Below are 17,918 nucleotides of genomic sequence, written 5' to 3' on the forward strand. Positions count from 1 at the left end.
ACAGCGATAAGGAGAACACAGTGGGATTTATATCCGCCAGTGCGACGTTTACGCGATACCGCCTTCTTGAGGAGGTGCCGGAGTCTCTGTGGGCAGAGATACCGGACCGCCTGAAGCGCAACGCGTTTATGGACATAGACGATACCGCCGACGAGCGGTCTTTTGGTTGGGTGTGCTTTGACGATATGCTCGATACCCAGTGGGCCACAGCGCCGCCGGAAAAGGGCCATTATCTGACCTTTGGCCTGCGCCTCGACACCCGCCGCATGAGCGCGGCCGTGGTGAAAAAGCACTTCCAGATTGCGCTCAATCAGGAGATGGACCGCATCCGCGAGCAGGGCAAAAAGTTCGTCTCGCGCGACAGGAAGAAGGAGCTCAAGGAGCAGGTCACCCTGCGCCTTCGCGCCCGTACGCTGCCGGTGCCCGCGCAGTTTGACGTGGTGTGGAATATTCAGGACAACATTGTCTACCTCGCGTCCACGCAGTCCAAGCTGCGCAGCCTGTTCGAGGATATGTTCACCCTGACCTTCGACCTGCATCTGGAACCGCTGACGCCGTACTACAAGGCCGTTGAGCTCCTCGGCGAGGACAGGGCCAAGGCGTTGGATGACATCGAAGCCGAGCACTTCGCCTAGCCAAAGGACAAGCATATGGAAGACGCATATCTCGGACAGGCCAAGGATATCGTCCTTGGTCAGGATTTTCTGACGTGGCTCTGGTACAAGAGCGAAGCCACCGGCGGCATCTTCACCATGCCGGACGGTGAGAACTTTGCCCTGTTCATGGAACAGCGCATCTCCGTGCAGGGCGGCGAAGGGGACTCCAAGGAGACCACCTCCGTCACCGGCCTGATGAGCGAAATGCGCGAGGCCAAGCTCGGCCTTGCCATGGGCAAAAAGGTCACCAAGGCCCAGTTCCGCGTGGAGGTTGACTCCGACGCGTGGCAGTTCACCATCAAGGCCGAAGACTTCGCCTTCAACGGATTCAAAACCCCCAAGGTGGACACCAAGCGCGATGATGACGACGACCCGGATGGCATCTTCCTTGAGAAGATGTACCTCATCGAACGCGGGCTGTCCTTTGTGGACCACCTGTACTTTGAGTTCCTGAAGCTGCGCATGTCCTCCGAGTGGGAGGAGGAGCGCATGAGCGTTGGCGTGTGGCTGAGCAAGCAGTCCTAACGCGGGGCGATGCAGCGCGGCGGCCCCTCGGGAGAGACCGGCGCGTGGTGCTTTTCGTCCTCTCCCGGCTGAGGAGCCGTACATGATCACCTATCCGCATATCGACCCCGTGGCGCTGCACCTTGGTCCGTTGTCCGTGCGCTGGTACGGGCTGATGTATCTGGTGGGCTTTTGCGCCGCGTGGGGGCTGGGGCGTCTTCGCGCCTCGCGCCCCGGGTCCGGCTGGACCGGCGAAGAGGTGGACGACCTCATCGCGTGGGGCATGCTCGGGGTCATCCTTGGCGCGCGCCTTGGGTACATCCTGTTCTACGACTTCGGCGTCTACCTCGACCACCCTCTGGAGATGCTCAAGATCTGGAAGGGCGGGATGTCCTTCCATGGCGGGCTGGTGGGCGTTTTGGCCTGCGTGTTCATCTTTGCCCGCAGAACCGGGAAGACCTTTTTTCAGGTCACGGACTTCATCGCCCCCTTTGTGCCCATTGGCCTGTGCGCCGGGCGCATTGGCAACTTTATCAATGGCGAGTTGTGGGGCCGCGTTAGCGACGTGCCGTGGGCAATGATTTTCCCCGGCTACGAGGCCGGACCCTTCCCCCGCCATCCCTCACAGCTGTACGAGGCCGCCCTTGAGGGCGTTGTGCTCTTTATTGTGCTGTTTTGGTTCTCGTCCCGGCCGCGTCCGCGCCGTGCGGTCTCCGGGCTGTTCGCCCTTGGGTACGCAAGCGCGCGTATTTTCGTGGAGTTTTTCCGCGAGCCGGACGCGCAGCTTGGCTTCCTGTTTGGCGGCTGGCTGACCATGGGCATGCTGCTTTCCCTGCCCCTTGGCCTGCTGGGCATATGGCTCATCTGGAGCGCCTATCGGGGCGGGACCGCGCGCTAGCGGGACTGACCTGTTGACGAAAGAACAAGCCCCCGGCGAGATGCTCGCCGGGGGCTTTTTGCGTGCAGTGGGCGGCGGGACGCTACTTCGCGCCGCCGGCCAGCAGGGCAAGGCGGGCGAGGGTGTCGATTTCCTCATTCAGGGCCAGGGCGTGGGTGAGGTCGCTCCCCCACGTGACAAGGCCGTGGTTGGTCATGAAGATGGCCTTGTGCGTGCGCGCGGCGTCGCCTACGGCCACGCCAAGTTCTGGAGTTCCCGGCTGCATGGCGGCGACGGTGGTTAGCATCTCCTGATAGACGCCGGCTTCAAACAGCGGCAGGCCTGTGTCCACGTTGCCCTTGGCAATGCCGTAGGCGAGCAGGTGCGGCGGATGCGTGTGTACCACGGCGCGCGCCTCGGGCTGATTGCGGTAAATTTCCAGATGCACCGGCGCTTCGGTGGACGCCGCACCTGCGCCGGTCACTTTGCCGGTGTCGAGGTCCAGCGTGGTCAGGTCGCCGGGGCGCAGAAAGCCCTTGGCCGAACCGGACCGGGTGATGACAACGCTCCCGCCGATGCGCACGGAAACGTTGCCGTTAAAGCCGGAGAGCAATCCCCGCTCCCAGCCCGCGCGGCAGATGGCCTGCAGTTCGTGCCCAACGGCCGGGGTGATGCCGGAGCCCCAGTTTTCCCGCCCCGGCGTCTCGTTGGCGATGGGTTTGATGTCCACAATAGGGGTGCCGTCCAGCACTTCCAGTCGGTCCACGGTGAGGGTCAGGCCGTCAATGGCCAGCAGCCGGACATGGTGCAGGCCAATGGGGTTTGGCCTGTCGGGGGAGCGGGTGTTGAAGACGCCCTTCTTGGGAATGTCGCGGTTGCCGCGCGGGTGCACCTTGAGCACGCGGCGTGTGGACTGGTGCAGCCATGTAAAGAGTAACAGGTCCTGCCCCGGAGTGAGGGTGGACAGCCCCTCGGCATACTCTGGCGTAATGATGACCTGCGCCTGCGGCGCGCCCTCGGAATACTGCTTGGGGCAGGAGGAGAGGTCCTTGAGCGGGGACGAGACGGTGCCGATGATGGAAAGCGTGGTGTCCATGGCGCGTATCCTTAGGATGAGGTGGCGAAATGGTCGAAACCGGCGTGGCCAAAGGGCGTCTGCCCAAGGAAGAGGCCCGGGGATTCGGTGACGGTACCGATGATGGCGGCGTCCGGTACGGCCTGCGTCAGGGCCGGGACCTGCTCCGGGGCCACGGCGCCAAGCAGGGCGTAGTCCTCGCCGCCGAGGATGGCGAATTCTTCCGGCGACAGGCCTTCGCGCTGGCAATAGGCCGTGACGTCGCGGTGCAGGTGCTGCGGGGCAAGGGCAAGCCGCGCGCCGCGTTGCGGCCCGGTCAGCCGCGGCAGGTCGCGGGCGAGGCCGTCGGAAAGGTCCATGAGTGCGGTCACGCCCGGCAGTCCCGCAAGGGCCAGCCCCTCGGCCACGCGCGGACGCGGGCGCAGGTGCGCGGCAACGGCGTCAGGGTAGCGCGCGGGCGCGTCGCCGGGGTCGGCCTCAAGGGCCAGCAGGCCCGCCCGGGCCAGACCAATGCCGCCGCTGATGAAAATGGCGTCGCCGGGGGCGCAGGTCTCGCGCGTGAGGATGCGCCCCGTGGGACCGGGGGCGCCCCACATGGTTACGGAAAAGCCGAGGCAGGGGCCTTTGGACAGGTCGCCGCCCGTGAGGGGGATGCTGTGCTCCTCGGCGAGGGCGCTCATGCCGGAGAAGAGGCCGTCCCAAAAGGGGGCCTCAAGGGCGAGGGACGCACTGTGCGGAATGATGAGGCCAAGGCTGAAGCCTTCGGGGCGGCAGCCCATGCCCGCGATGTCGGAAATGTTGACGGCAAGGGCCTTGTGCCCGATATCCGCCGCGCTGAAGTAGCTGCGCCGGAAGTGGACATCCTCCAAAAAGAGGTCCGTGGTCATGACGGTTTCCGGGCCGTCCATGGTCAGGATGGCGCAGTCGTCACCGCGGCCAAGGCGCATGTGCGGATGCGCAGTGGGAAAATAGGCGTCTATCAGGTGCAGGAAATCCTGCTCGGAAGCTGGGGTTTTGGGCATTGGTCCTCATGTGTTCGGCACTGGCCGGGCTGGTGTAGCGTGTGCGCCGCAAGGGCCCAGAAACGATAGAACAAAAGGCCGCCAAAAGGAAGAAGCTCCCACAGCCGCGGTGGCTGGCGGAGAATCCCTTGCCGGAGGGCGGCACATCCGGCATACTCGGGGTTGACTCGGGGAGAGTGTCAACACACCAGAACACGGCGAGGAAGTGACGCGTGTCCATGAAAAATGCCATACGTATGAAGCAATACGAGCGTGCCATTGTTGACTTTGTGGCCAAAGAGGACGGCTGCTTTTTCATTCTGAGTCATGACAATACGTTCCTCAAGATGGTGCGGACCACCCTGAATAAGGAACTGGTCATCGGCACCGACCGCATCCGGACGCTGGCCGAGGAGTCGCAGGTCCTGCGCGAGCTCAAGACCCCGGCCTTCAAGGACAAACGGGTGGTCCTGCTGGTGGAGCGGCTGCTCAATAACCGCAACACCCTGCCTTTTATCAAAGACCTCAAGACCCTGTTCCCGGAAATGTACATCGTTGTCCTCACCGCCGAGGTGGAGCGGCAGGTGCTCATCCTGCTGCACGAGATTGGCGTGGGCAACTTTATTACCAAGCCGGTGTCCATGGCGACCCTTATTGAGAAGATTGCCTTCACCATTAAGCCGCAGGGCAAGATTGGCCAGTATATCGACCGCGCCAAGGCCTATCTGGAAAAGGGCAAGTACGAGGAAGCCACAGCCATTGCCGACAAAATTTTGGAGATGAAGCCCGGCAGCGCCGCGGCGCTGATGATCAAGGGCGACGCCTTCAAGGCCACGGGCGACTTGGACGCCGCAGGCAGCGCCTATGAGGAAGCCCACGACGGCGCAACCTTGTATCTGGAGCCGCTCAAGAAGCTGGCGGAGCTGTACAGGGAAAATGGCGACATGGACAAGCAGCTGGAATACCTTGAAAAGCTGGACCGCCTGTCGCCGCTGAATGTGGAGCGAAAAATTGCCATGGGCGAAATCCATATGGAGTCCGGCAATGCCGAAAAGGCGACGGAACTCTTTGAGCAGGCCGTGGAAAACGCCCGCAAGGAAGCCATGAGCATGATTGAAGAGGTCAAACGCTCCATCGCGGAAAAGTGCATCGAGAGCGCGCCCGACCTTTCCGAAAAATTCTTCCGCTCCATCCTCGACTCCAAGGCCGGCGGACTCAAAAAGTCCGACATTGAGACCTTCAACCGCCTTGGCATGGCGCTGCGGCGGCAGGGCCGCTGGAAGGACGCCATCGGCGAGTACGAGCAGGCCCTCAAGATCAATCCCAAGGACGAGAACCTCTACTTCAACGTCGCCATCGCCTACTCCGAAGGCCGGGACCATAAAAAGGCCGTGGAGAATGTGGAAAAGGCGCTGCAGCAGAATCCGGACCTGTGCCTCCTCTCCAGCGTGCTGTGTTTCAACATTGCGGTGATGTACTCCAACGCGGGCCAGCGCAGTAAGGCCATCACCTATCTGAAGAAGACGCTGGAAGTGGACCCCGACCATCAGGGAGCCAAAAAGCTGCTGTCCGCCATGTAGCCGGATGCGGGATGCCGGAAACGTCCGGGCGGATGCTTTACACACCGCCCCGGGCGTGTAGTATGCGAGAGGAGAGTCCGACCACGTAATCCGCATCCTCGGGGAGTAGTCGCACATGGCTTCAGCATCCACGGTTCGCTACGGCGTCAGCACATTTACCGACCACGATATCTATCTGTTCCGCGAGGGACGGCATTTTCGCCTTTACGAGAAGCTCGGCGCGCACGTCATGACCCATGACGGCGAGCCGGGCGTTCTTTTTGCCGTCTGGGCGCCAAACGCCACCAGCGTGTCCGTCATTGGCACCTTTAACGACTGGGACCCCACGGCGCATTATCTGTCCGCCCGGCACGACAGCTCCGGCATTTGGGAAGGATTTATCCCCGGCGCCGCCGAAGGGGCGCTGTACAAGTACCACATCCGCTCCGCGGCCGGGGGCGGCTTTGAGGGCAACAAGAGCGATCCCTTTGCCCTGCACGGTGAAGCCCCGCCCCAGTCCGCGTCCATTGTCCGTGACCTTGATTACGGCTGGAGCGATGGCGAGTGGATGACAGGACGCGGCGCGCGCAACGCGCTGGACGCGCCCATGTCTGTGTATGAAGTGCACCTTGGCTCGTGGATGCGCTCCGAGGAGGGCTACACCCTCAACTACACCGACCTCGCCCGCGACCTGCCCGGCTACGTCCGTGACCTTGGCTTCACCCATGTGGAATTTTTGCCGGTGATGGAGCATCCGTTTTTCGGATCATGGGGCTATCAGACGACGGGGTATTTTTGTCCGTCGTCGCGCCTTGGCTCGCCGCAGGAATTCATGGACCTTGTCAATGCCCTGCACCGCGAGGGTATTGGCGTTATTCTCGACTGGGTTCCTTCGCACTTTCCTGGCGATGAGCATGGGCTGTTCCGCTTTGACGGGACGCATCTGTACGAGCATGCCGACCCCCGGCAGGGCTTTCACCCGGATTGGGATTCGTACATTTTTAATTTGGGCCGCTATGAGGTGTGCTCGTTTCTTATCTCCAGCGCGCTGTTTTGGCTGGACCGCTATCATATTGACGGCCTGCGCGTGGACGCCGTGGCCTCCATGCTCTACCTCGACTACTCGCGCGAGGGCGGGGAGTGGATGCCAAACAAGTACGGCGGCAATGAAAACATTGAGTCCATCGAGTTTTTGCGCGCCCTGAACGAGACGGTCTACCGCGAGTATCCGGACGTGCAGACCATTGCCGAGGAGTCCACATCGTGGCCCATGGTGTCGCGGCCCGCATACCTTGGCGGCCTTGGCTTCGGCATGAAGTGGAACATGGGCTGGATGCACGACACACTGGAGTATTTCCACCATGACCCCGTGTACCGCAAATACCATCACGACAAGCTGACCTTTAACCTGTGGTACGCCTTTACTGAAAATTTCATGTTGCCCCTGTCCCATGACGAGGTGGTGCACGGCAAAGGCTCGCTGTATGGCAAAATGCCCGGGGACGATTGGCAAAAGCGCGCGGAGCTGCGGCTTTTGTACGCCTACATGTACGCCATGCCGGGCAAGAAGTTGTTGTTCATGGGGGCGGAGATTGGCCAGCACGGCGAATGGAGCCACGATGGACAGGTGCAGTGGGACCTGCTCCAAACCGAGGGGGGCGCAGGCCTGCACCGCTTTATGAAGGACCTGAACCGCGTGATGGTCGAAACCCCGGCCCTGTACGAGCGCGACTTTTCGCCCGAAGGGTTCGAGTGGGTGGACTTTCATGATGCGGAGTCCAGCATTATCTCCTTCCTGCGTAAGGACGGCGCAGGACGCCCGGTGCTGGCGGTGTTCAATTTCACCCCGGTCCCGCGCGAGGGCTACGCCGTTGGCGTGCCCAGCGGCGGCTACTGGCAGGAGCTCCTCAACAGCGACGCCGAGTGGTACGGCGGCAGCGGGTGGGGGAATTATGGCGGGTTGCCGACGCAAAATGTGGTGTCCCATGGCCGGCCCCAGAGCCTGTGCATCAATCTGCCGCCCCTTGGCATGGTGCTCTTTCGTCCGCTGGATGAGTAGATGCGGTAAGGAGACTGCGCGATGATGGAGCAGATGAAACAGCGCGGAAGCGGCGTGCTTTTGCACGTGACGTCCTTGCCGTCGTCCTACGGCATTGGCGATATGGGCTCCGGCGCGCGGGCGTTCATCAACTTTCTGGCGCAGGCGGGGCAGCGCTATTGGCAGATTTTGCCCCTGACGCCGACATCAACCTTCCTTGGCAATTCGCCGTATTCCAGCTTCTCCGCCTTTGCGGGCAATCCGCTGCTCATCAGCCCCGAGCGCCTTGCGGCGGACGGGTGGGTGCGGCTGGCGGACATCCAGCAGGGCGCCAGACCCACCTTGGAACGCGTGGACTACGAGGCCGCGGAGGCCTTGAAGCGGCGGCTTCTTGATGTGGCGTGGGAGCGCTCCAAGGATGCGCTGGACGAGGACGCCGGGTTTGCGGCCTTTGTGCGGCGGCACGGGGAGGCGTGGCTGAACGCCTTTGCGGCATTTTGCGTCCTGAAGGAGCGCTTTGGCGGTGCGGCGTGGAATACGTGGCCCCGCGAGTACCGCGACCGCGAGGGGGACGCCCTGCGCGCCCTGCGCGCCGAGGCCGGGGAGGCCCTGCGCAAGGTGTGCTTTGAGCAGTATCTGTTCTTTTCGCAGTGGGAGGCCCTGCGGGAGTATTGCCGGGCCAAGGGCGTGTCCATCATCGGCGACCTGCCGTTTTATCCCACTTACGACTCCGCCGACGTGTGGGAGCACCGCGATATTTTTCAGTTGGACGGGCGGGGCGATCCGCTCAAGGTGGCGGGGGTGCCGCCGGATTATTTCAGCGAAACCGGGCAGCGCTGGGGCAACCCGGTGTACGACTGGGGCGTGCTGATGCGCAGCGGCTACGCGTGGTGGGTGGAGCGCATCCGCCATAACCTGCTGCTGGCGGACATTGTGCGGCTGGACCACTTCCGGGCCTTTGCCGGGTACTGGGTGGTGCCGCCCGAGGAGGAAACCGCCATAAACGGGGAGTGGGAAACCGGCCCCGGCGACTCGTTCTTCTCTGTCCTGCGCGAGAGCCTGCACGACTTGCCTATCATTGCCGAGGACCTTGGCCTCATTACGCAGGACGTCATCGACCTGCGCCTTGCCTTTGATATGCCGGGCATGCGCGTCCTGCAATTTTCCTTTGGGCCGGACACAGGCGAAAGCGTGAACTCGCTCCATAACCACTGCGTGAACAGCGTGGCCTACACCGGCACCCATGATAACAACACCACCCTTGGCTGGTACGAGGACGACCTTGGGGACGAGGGGCGTGCGCGGCTTGGCGAATATGCCGGGCATCCCGTTGGCCCGCGTGATGTGGTGCGCCAGATGATGCGCCTTGCCCTGATGTCGCCCGCGCGCATTTGCATTATGCCCATGCAGGATGTCCTTGGCCTTGGCGGGGCGGCGCGCATGAATACCCCCTCCATGCCGCAGGGAAACTGGGGCTGGCGGGTGCCGCCACGGAAACTTTCGCCCCGCGCCGCCGATGAGCTGCGGCGCATGTGCACCCTGTATGGCAGATGCTGAGCCACACGCGCTGTGCAGTGGCCGGAAACCCGCCTGCACTATTGACTGTTCTGGGGTTTCGGGGCAATGTGCAGCCTTGATGCCGTGGGGGCATCTTTCCTTTTATGAGGGGAATGGTGGTAACAGGATGCAAAGGACGATTCATATGAGAACGCCGAACCTGAAATTGACTTTCGCCCTTGTTATGGTCGCCCTTTTGGCGGCTGTTCCGGCAATGGCGGAAACCACCGTTTACAACATGGAACAGGCTGTCGAGCGCGCCTTGACGGCCAATCCCAGCGTCCAGTCGGCCATGCATTCACAGCAGGGCGCCGAAGAGGGACGCAAGTCCGCACGTGGGTCCTTTGGACCGTCCGTGTCCGGCAGCTACGGCTACACCAGCCGTGACCATGCCAAGCCCACCGAGGACAACCCGAGCAGCGAGAAAGACCTCTTTTCCGCTGGCGTGACTGTGCATCAGGACCTGTTTACGGGCTGGAATATCCTGTCCACGTACCAGAAGGCCGCCCTGTCCAAGGACAAGGCCGACGCCACCCTGCGCAACGTGGAGCTTACCGTCACCGGACTGGTGCAGGAAAACTTCCTCAAGCTCCTTCAGGCGCGTGAAAATGTCCGCGCCGCCAAGGACTCCTTGGCCCGTTTGCAGGAACAGCTCAAGGTCACCACGGCCTTTTATGATGTGGGCCTCAAGCCCCGTCTGGACGTGCTGCAGGCCGAAGTGGACCTCGCCAAGGCTGAGGACGGCCTGATTGAAGCGCAGAACTTTGTTGCCACGCAGGAAGCGCGCCTCAATACGCTGCTGAATCTGCCGCTGGACGCCGATGTGGACTATGCGGGAACCCTCGACTACGTGCCGTTCTCCCTGTCCGTGGACGAGGTCATGAAGCGCGCCTACAAGGGCCGCCCGGATCTTGAAATTGCCGCCAAGAGTGTGGACATCGCCATCGAGGATGAGGACATCGTCAAGAGCGCCTTCTACCCGCAGGTGGGAGCCGACTTTAAGTGGACCTCCACCGGCGACGATATGGCCGCCTCCGGCAGTGACCTTATGGACACCGAATTCAGCGAGTGGTCCGTGGGCGTCAGCGCCAACTGGACCCTGTGGGAGTGGGGCAAGACCTACTACGCCGTCAAGCAGGCCAAGCAGAACGTTCGCAGCCTCATTGCCGAGGCCGAGAACACCCGGCAGGAAGCCACCTTTGACGTGAAGTCCAGCCACCTGAACATCCGCAAGGCCGCGGAAAGCATCAAGGTGAACCGCAAGGCCGTTGAGGCCGCGCAGGAAGGCTACCGCATGGCCGTAGCCCGCTATCAGGCGCAGGTGGGTACCAACACCGACGTGCTGGACGCGCAGGAGCGTTTGACCACCGCCGAGGCCGGACTCATCACCGCGCTGGCGGATTACCGCATTGCGCTGTCCAAGATGTTTGTTGCCATGGGCGAGCAAAACCCTGCCCTGCAAAGCTTCTAAGGCGTTACCAAGCCAATCAAGGCCGCAGCCCACCGGGTTGCGGCCTTTTTCATGCGCAGGCAGCGGGGCGGATATGCCCGGCAGGAGCGGAATTGCGCGCAGTGCTGCGGCCCTGCCGCCGTGGTGGGCGCGCAGAAAGGGTTGACACGGCGCGCCACTGGCAGGAAGACAGACCGGTGCCGCAGTGTCTTTTTCGGTGTCTCCCTAGCGCTGGCAGTGCGCCGGCCCTCGCGGGCGCGGGTGATTTCTGTTAGGGTTTCCGGGGGACTGAGGCAGAGTGCTCTTTGATTTGTGCCCGGCGCATCCGGCGCGGGGCTGCCTGCCACCTCCCCCCGTTGTTGTGGAATCCTTCGCGCCGCGGATGCGGCGCGGCATCGACAGTGCGTGCGCCAGCGCCCCCAGCCGCTGGCAAAGGAGATGACATGAGCCACACGCCCCGCCATGGCGTCGCGGTTGTCGGGTCCGGCTATTGGGGACGCAACCTCGTCCGCAACTTCCACGCCCTTGGCGCGCTCAAGCGCATTTGCGATACGGACGCAGAGGTGCTGCGGCGGTTTCGGGAGCAGTATCCGGGCGTTCGGACCTGTATGTCCCTGACGGATGTGCTGGCGGACGACGGGGTGCGGGGTGTGGTTATTGCTACGCCGGCGGAAAAGCATTTTACGCAGGCGCGCGAGGCGCTTTTGTCCGGCCGGGACGTGTACGTAGAAAAGCCCCTTGCCCTTGCGGCGGCGGAGGGGCGCGAACTGGTCCGCTTGGCACAGGCCGAGGGCCGGGTGCTGATGGTGGGGCATCTGCTGCACTACCACCCTGCGTTTTTGGAGCTGACGCGGCTGGTGGATTCCGGCGAGCTTGGGCGCATCAACTACATGTACTCCCAGCGCCTGAATCTGGGCAAAATCCGGCGCGAAGAGAACTCCCTGTGGTCCTTTGCGCCGCACGATATTTCCATACTGCTGGCCCTTGCCGGCGAGACGCCGGAGCGCGTGCGCGCCGTTGGCGGCAACTATCTGCACCAGCGCATTGCAGACGTGACCGTGACGCATTTGGACTTTCCGTCCGGGCTCAAGGCGCACATCTTCGTCTCGTGGCTGCATCCCTTTAAGGAGCAGCGGCTGGTGGTGGTGGGCGACCGCAAAATGGCCGTCCTTGACGACACACGTCCGTGGCCGGAAAAGCTGGCCACCTACGCCCACCGCATTGACTGGGAGGGGCATATGCCCATCCCCACCCGCGCGGATGCAACGTTTCATCCCGTGGCGGAGGACGAACCCCTGCGGCGCGAGTGCCAGCACTTTCTGGAGTGCATGGACGCGCGCAGCGCCCCGCGCACCGGCGGGGAAGAGGGCGTGCGGGTGCTTGACGTGCTTGGCGCGGCCCAGCGCTCGCTGGAGAGTGGCGGCGCGCCGCAGTGCGCCGCGTCTGCGCCTGCGGCGGAGCCTGACACTGCGCACGGCGGGGCGGCAGGCCAAGCGCCAGACGCAGGCCCCATGCCCGGCGTCAGCGTGCACGAGAGCGTGTACGTGGACGACGGCGCGCGCATCGGGCAGGGAACGAAAATTTGGCATTTTTCGCACATCATGCGAGGCTCGGACATCGGCCGCGACTGCCGCATTGGGCAAAGCGTGGTCATCGGGCCGGATGTGCGCATTGGAGACGGGTGCAAAGTGCAAAACAACGTCAGCATCTACAGCGGCGTCACGCTGGAGGACGGCGTGTTTTGTGGCCCGTCCATGGTGTTCACCAACGTCCGCAATCCGCGGTGCCACATACCGCGTATGCACGAAGCGCTGCCCACGCTGGTGCGCGCCGGGGCCACCCTTGGCGCCAACTGCACCATCGTCTGCGGGCACACCATTGGCCGCTACGCCTTTGTTGGCGCGGGCGCTGTGGTTACGAAGGACGTCCCGGACCACGCCCTTGTGCTGGGCAATCCGGCGCGGCGCACCGGGTGGATGTGCGCCTGCGGCGAACAACTTGACGATACCTTGACCTGCCCCGTTTGCGGCGCGCACCACGAGATGCGCGGCCCCGGGCTGGTCAGTCTGGACCAGACGAATCCCCGCGCAGAGCGCGGTACATATGGAGATGAAGTATGAAGATTCCCTTTATTGACCTGAAAGCGCAGTACCGCACCATCGAAGATGACGTGCGCAGCCGCATCAATGCCGTGCTGGAGCATGGACAGTACGTGATGGGCCCCGAGGTCCACGAGCTGAATGAAAAGCTGGCGGAATTCGCCGGAACCAAGCACGCCATTGCCTGTTCCAGCGGTACGGATGCCCTGCTGATGGCCCTGATGGCCCATGGCGTCGGCCCCGGTGACGCCATCTTCACCACGCCCTTCACCTTTGTGGCCACGGCGGAAGTCATCGCCCTCACCGGCGCGACTCCGGTGTTCGTGGACATTGACCCCGTGACCTTCAACATCGACGTGGAGTCCCTGCGCCGCGCCATCGCCGCCATGAAGTCCGGCGAACGCACCGGGTGCCGCCTGCCCCGCTGCGCCAAGGACTTGAAGCCCCGCGGCATCATCCCTGTGGACCTCTTTGGCCTGCCCGCCGACTACGACCCCATCATGGACGTGGCGCAGAAGCACGGCCTGTTTGTGCTGTCCGACACCGCGCAGGGCTTCGGCAGCGTGTACAAGGGCAAGCGCTCCGGCTCCCTCGGCCACGTGGCCGCCACCAGCTTCTTCCCGGCCAAGCCGCTGGGCTGCTATGGCGACGGCGGCGCCGTGTTCACCGATGATGATGAACTGAATGAGCTTATGCAGTCCGTGATGATCCACGGCATGGGCGAAAACCGCTACGAGAACGTGCGCATCGGCATCAATGGCCGCCTTGATTCTATGCAGGCCGCTGTGCTCCTTGCCAAGCTGAACATCTTCCCCGGCGAATTGGAACAGCGCCAGCGTGTGGCCGATGCCTACACCGAGCAGCTGGCCGGCATCCCCGGGCTGGTGACGCCCACCATCCCCGAGGGCTACAAGAGCGCGTGGGCGCAGTACTCCGTGCTGGCCGACGACCGCAACCTCATCCAGAAGGCCCTGCGCGACGCGGAAATCCCCACCGCCATCTACTACCCCCTGCCCCTGCACCTGCAGAAGGCCTTTGCCTCGCTGGGCTACAAGGAAGGGGACATGCCTGTTTCCGAGGACTGCGCGGGCCGTATCTTCAGCCTGCCCATGCATCCCTACCTCACCAACGAGCAGGTGGCCGAGATTGCCAGCGTCATCCGCGACGCCGTCAGCTAGCCCGCCCCGTGCCCAATGGCATATTCAGGCCGCTTCGCTTGTGCGGGGCGGCCTTTTTTTGCGCGCTGTTCAGGAGGCAGGTGAGGCGGGTTCGCCGCCAAGGTTTGGCTTTGGCGCAAGGGACTTTTTGGGGAGCCAGCAGGCAAGGGTTGTGGCGCTGTCCACGGTGGCGGCGGTGTTGGCGGCCACAAAGTCGTACGGGGCGGTTTGGAGCAGGTTGATGCGCTTTGGCGCGGTGGTGCAGAACAGCTCGCCCCAATTGTTGGTGTAGGCCAGCACCACGTCGCGGTAGGCAGGGTCGTCGCGTTCGGTCATCAGGTTGACCACAATGGCCGCGTGGGTGACGCGCTCGGCGGTCATGGTTTCCTCAATGCTGGTCTCGAAGACGTTGGCCTTGCGGAAGGCGCGGTGCAGCGTATCCAGCAGGTCCACGATGTTGGGCTGGCTGACGGGGGCCAGCAGGTCGCTGCCGCTCACGCTCATGCCCGGGGTGTACAGCCCGTTGGCCACCAGCCACAAAAGCAGGTGGGCCAGACTTTTGTGCCGCCGGATTTCCTCGGTCTGCTTCTTCTTGCTCCCCGGCTGGGCGGGCAGCTCGCCTGTGGCTATCCAGTCCACCGGGGTGCCGGGAATGCCCGCGGAGGAGATATGCACGCCCGTGAAAATTCCGTGTGGGGAATTCATGAAGGGGATGTGCAGGATCTTGTCCTGCCGGGGCTGGAAATGGGCAAAGATTTTGCGGCCAAGGCGCGTTACATCGTCCTGCGTGATGGACACGCCCTGCGCGCCCGCGCTTTTTTGAATGTTTTCGTAGGTGGAGAAGAGAAAGGAAGCCACGCGTTTGCCCAGCTGCATCTGCTGCGCAAAGCTGGCGGCGTTGTCGTCGAGGCTGAGGTGCTCCAACCCTGCGCCGGAGGGCAGCTGAGGCGAGACGTAGGGGTAGACGAATTCCAGTCCCGTATAGCCGCGCGTTTGTCCTTCCAGCACGGAGAGGCCCTCGCGCCGGGTGAAGCCGGTGCGGCTGTCAAAGGCAAGGTCCAAGAGGTGCAGGGCGTCTGTGCGCCCTGTGGCGCGGAAGTGCTCATGCGCGCATTTGTAGAGCAGGGCGTAGGGGTCCAGCCGCCAAAAGTCGAGGGCGTGGGTGGTGACGCTGGCCTTCACGGTTTCGCACAGCAGGGTACGCTTGGCCCTTGCGCCGGTGTAGGTATCCAGCAAGGCAAACTTGAGGATGGACTTGAACGGACTTTTGAGCGCCTTGACGATTTGCCACAGCGACGCGCCAAAAAATTCCTCCGGCGGAATCTGCGGCAGGTGCCCGAGGTTGATAAAATGCCCGCGTGGCAAGATGCCTGATGCCGCAACACGGGCAAGGGCGGCGTCCGTTTCAGCTGCGCCTGCGCCGGGAGGCGCGCACCACCATGCCGGGGCCTGTCCGGCCAGCACCACGGCGGTGCGGTAGAATTCCTCCTTGAGCAGCAGCGCCTGACTGGAGCCTACGCTCTCCGCGTCGCTAAAGCCAAAGTTGTTGTTTTGGATAGAGGTGAGGTCCATGACAAAGAAGTGCACTTCCAGCCCATGGACGTCGTCCGCCCACGCTTCAATGGCGCGGAGTTTGGCCCGGAAGGCGTCGGCTATTTCCGCCTCGGCCGCGTCTTCCTCCCAGCAGACCCAGATGTCGATGTCCGAGCGACCGGTTTGCACAATGGTGCCGATGCTGCCGATGGAGCAGACGGACTCCACGCGGATGGGGGCGGCGTCGCGGTCCGTGGCGGCAAGGGTGTCCTCTCCCAGCACGTCACGGGCGCGGTGCAAGGCGGCAAGGGTGGGCACAAAGCCGCGAATGCGCGCCCCCGGAGCAGGCGACCCGTCCGCAGGCAGGGCGGGGGCTTCCATGAGGATGGGCAAAAGGGCTTCAATGTCCGGCGCAGTGGCGGCAAGTTTGACGCCCGACCAGTCGAGCCGCAGCCGGTTGGCGTGCAGCCACCCCCGCATGGCGCATGCGGCGTCGCGCTGGGTTGCGGCGCGCTCCAGCGCGGCAAGCAGGGCCTTGGGCGCGGCCTTTGGGGCGGGGACCACATCATCGTCCGTTGCGGCCACGGCCTCAATGCGCCGCAGAGTCCAGTCGTCCTGCGCCGCAAGGATGGCGGCTTCATCGGATGTGACGGCGTGGACTGCCGTGCCCAGAACGCGCAGGCCGTGGCAGGGGCAATGCATAAAACTGCCGCCGGTTATGGCCGCACGGGCGAGCAGTACGTCCTGAAACGCTGTCCCTGCGCAGTCCACATTGGTCCATACGGAGAGCGTTGCGTCCACGTGCAGCAGTGTGCAGGAGCGCATGCGGCAGTCCGTGAACTGCGTTCCAGCAAGACTGGTGCGCGTCAGGGTGGAGACGCCAAAGCCGCAGCCGTCACAGCGCGCGCCATCAAACAGGCATCCCGTAAACGTACAGTCCACAAAGGTGCAGTCCTTAAAGCGCGAAAAGGAGAACCGCACCCCCCGGAAGGTACAGCCCGAAAAGGTCGCTTTGGTCATGGCGGCCCATGTCAGGTCCGTGTTGTGGAACTGGCACTGCGTGAAGCTGGCCTTGCGGATGGTGGCCGCAATAAGCGTGGCGCCCTTGATGGTGCACCCTTTGAGGGTGACGCCCTGCAGCCGCGCAGCGCGGGCAACGCCGCCCTGAATGGTCTGGCCGTCCAGCGTTGCCCCTTTGCCCAGCGCGGCGAGAGGGTGGGGCGGCGCAGTGGTTTTTGCCGCACTTTTGGCGCCCATAAGGCCCTTCATGCGGCCCATGAGGCCACTGGGCGGCTCGGGTGGCGGCGCTTGGTCCGGGTCGGGCTTGGGCTGGGGCACGGGCGGGATGGCGACTTCCGGCGGGGCTTGCGAGGACACGCGCGGCGAAACACCCGCTTTGGCGAAAACCTTGGGCGCGGCGTGGGCCGCGAGTTGGGCCAGCACGCCAAGGGCCGCCACCCGCTCAGGCGGGGCCAGATGGCGTAGCGCGTTCTTTTGCGCCGCCCATGGACTGCCAAGGAGAACGGCGGCAATGTCCGCGCGCTGGTCGCCCGCTTCGGTGAACAAGCGTGCGGCCTCGGCGGGAAATTCTAGCGCATCAATGCGGCGCAGCAGGCGCAGGGCGGCAAGGCGGACGGCGGGCGAGGAATGGTGCACGGCGCGCAGGGCGGTCTTATGGGCGGCGGGGTTGTCCCCGGTATTGGGGGCCAGCGCGCCAAGACTGCCCAGCAGGGGCACAATAACGCTGACGGAAGCGCCGGCCAGCAGACGGGCCAACTTGGGCGCCAACTCTGGGGCGTGCAGGCGGCTGATGGTGCGCGCCATGTAGCGCCGCTGCTGTTCGTCAAGGTCCATGGTCAGGAGTTCCTCCAGCCACAGGCGAAAGCGCCCCCGGAGCAGGGCATGCTGGAGGGGAAAGGCCACAGGTGCATCAGCGGCGGTCTGCGTGGCTAAAAACATGAGCACCGCGTCTGGGTCGGTCTTTTGGATGGCGGTGAGGCGCTCGTCCATCACGGCGGTAATGGCGCGGGGGATGCGCCGGGGAAACATGAAGAAGAGATTGATTTGGGCTAGCTGGCGGTGGTGGGGCAGATGCTCCAGAAGCATGCGCAGCTTTTCGGGCGGCAGCCCCTCGCGCAGGAGCAGGCCGGAGAGGGCGTTTTCCCCTGCCGCGCCAAGCTCGGACAGGGCGCTGAGGAGCGGCTGGGCGTCCTCTGGCGGGGCGTCTTCGGCCATGAGGGCGATGAGGCGGGCGGCGGCACTGGCCGCGCGTTGGATGTCCGGATCGTCGCGGTCCGCGCCGCGAAAGTGCCCCATAGCTTCGGCCACGGCGGAGTCCACTCCGCCCCGGGCGGAGCGCAGGGCGGCAAGCTGGTCAACAACGCCGCAAAGCAGGACAGCAGTGGCATCCAT

General features: G+C 63.8%; 12 protein-coding genes. 9 read left to right on the plus strand and 3 right to left on the minus strand.

Annotated elements, in window-relative coordinates:
* The first annotated feature begins 20 nt into the window (after positions 1 to 20).
* The 3 genes from rdgC (at position 21) to lgt (ending at position 2,058) form a co-directional block, all read left to right on the plus strand.
* On the plus strand, positions 21 to 635 hold the full coding sequence (rdgC, locus tag ACYQ2T_RS01725; protein ID WP_404845745.1) for a recombination-associated protein RdgC: 615 nt from the start codon (positions 21 to 23) through the stop codon (positions 633 to 635).
* Positions 636 to 650: 15 nt separating this feature from the next.
* The gene (locus ACYQ2T_RS01730; RefSeq protein WP_459897931.1) at positions 651 to 1,181 is read left to right on the plus strand and encodes a hypothetical protein; all 531 of its coding nucleotides are present in this window, start codon (positions 651 to 653) and stop codon (positions 1,179 to 1,181) included.
* An 82-nt stretch (positions 1,182 to 1,263) separates the two neighbouring features.
* On the plus strand, positions 1,264 to 2,058 hold the full coding sequence (gene lgt, locus ACYQ2T_RS01735) for a prolipoprotein diacylglyceryl transferase (protein WP_459897933.1): 795 nt from the start codon (positions 1,264 to 1,266) through the stop codon (positions 2,056 to 2,058).
* An 82-nt stretch (positions 2,059 to 2,140) separates the two neighbouring features.
* On the opposite strand, the gene tsaA is transcribed toward lgt, so the two are convergent.
* Both tsaA and thiL read right to left on the minus strand, forming a co-directional pair.
* Positions 2,141 to 3,133 carry a tRNA (N6-threonylcarbamoyladenosine(37)-N6)-methyltransferase TrmO gene (gene tsaA / locus ACYQ2T_RS01740; protein ID WP_459897935.1) on the minus strand — a complete coding sequence of 331 codons (993 nt, stop codon included), beginning with the start codon at positions 3,131 to 3,133 and terminating at the stop codon, positions 2,141 to 2,143.
* Between the two features lie 11 nt (positions 3,134 to 3,144).
* Positions 3,145 to 4,134, minus strand: coding sequence for a thiamine-phosphate kinase (thiL, locus tag ACYQ2T_RS01745; RefSeq protein ID WP_459897937.1), 990 nt, complete (start codon positions 4,132 to 4,134; stop codon positions 3,145 to 3,147).
* 218 nt (positions 4,135 to 4,352) lie between these two features.
* Between thiL and ACYQ2T_RS01750 the strand changes: the two genes are divergently transcribed.
* The 6 genes from ACYQ2T_RS01750 to ACYQ2T_RS01775 all read left to right on the plus strand — a co-directional run bounded on the left by ACYQ2T_RS01750 (position 4,353) and on the right by ACYQ2T_RS01775 (position 13,994).
* Positions 4,353 to 5,693: a tetratricopeptide repeat protein gene (locus ACYQ2T_RS01750; protein ID WP_459900073.1), complete on the plus strand. Its 1,341-nt coding sequence runs from the start codon at positions 4,353 to 4,355 to the stop codon at positions 5,691 to 5,693.
* Between the two features lie 115 nt (positions 5,694 to 5,808).
* Entirely contained in the window at positions 5,809 to 7,731 is a 1,923-nt protein-coding gene (gene glgB / locus ACYQ2T_RS01755) for a 1,4-alpha-glucan branching protein GlgB (protein ID WP_459897939.1), read from the plus strand.
* A 21-nt stretch (positions 7,732 to 7,752) separates the two neighbouring features.
* Positions 7,753 to 9,267, plus strand: a complete 1,515-nt coding sequence (malQ, locus tag ACYQ2T_RS01760; RefSeq protein ID WP_459897941.1) for a 4-alpha-glucanotransferase — start codon at positions 7,753 to 7,755, stop codon at positions 9,265 to 9,267.
* Between the two features lie 145 nt (positions 9,268 to 9,412).
* Positions 9,413 to 10,738, plus strand: coding sequence for a TolC family protein (locus ACYQ2T_RS01765; protein ID WP_459897943.1), 1,326 nt, complete (start codon positions 9,413 to 9,415; stop codon positions 10,736 to 10,738).
* A gap of 422 nt (positions 10,739 to 11,160) precedes the next feature.
* Complete coding sequence (locus tag ACYQ2T_RS01770; RefSeq protein WP_459897945.1) at positions 11,161 to 12,837, plus strand: Gfo/Idh/MocA family oxidoreductase; 1,677 nt, start codon at positions 11,161 to 11,163, stop codon at positions 12,835 to 12,837.
* Positions 12,834 to 13,994 carry a DegT/DnrJ/EryC1/StrS family aminotransferase gene (locus ACYQ2T_RS01775; RefSeq protein ID WP_459897947.1) on the plus strand — a complete coding sequence of 387 codons (1,161 nt, stop codon included), beginning with the start codon at positions 12,834 to 12,836 and terminating at the stop codon, positions 13,992 to 13,994. Before ACYQ2T_RS01770 ends, ACYQ2T_RS01775 begins: the two co-directional genes overlap by 4 nt.
* 69 nt (positions 13,995 to 14,063) lie before the next feature.
* On the opposite strand, the gene ACYQ2T_RS01780 is transcribed toward ACYQ2T_RS01775, so the two are convergent.
* Entirely contained in the window at positions 14,064 to 17,918 is a 3,855-nt protein-coding gene (locus ACYQ2T_RS01780) for a class I adenylate cyclase domain-containing protein (RefSeq protein ID WP_459897949.1), read from the minus strand.

It is taken from the genome of Desulfobaculum senezii (assembly GCF_054657395.1).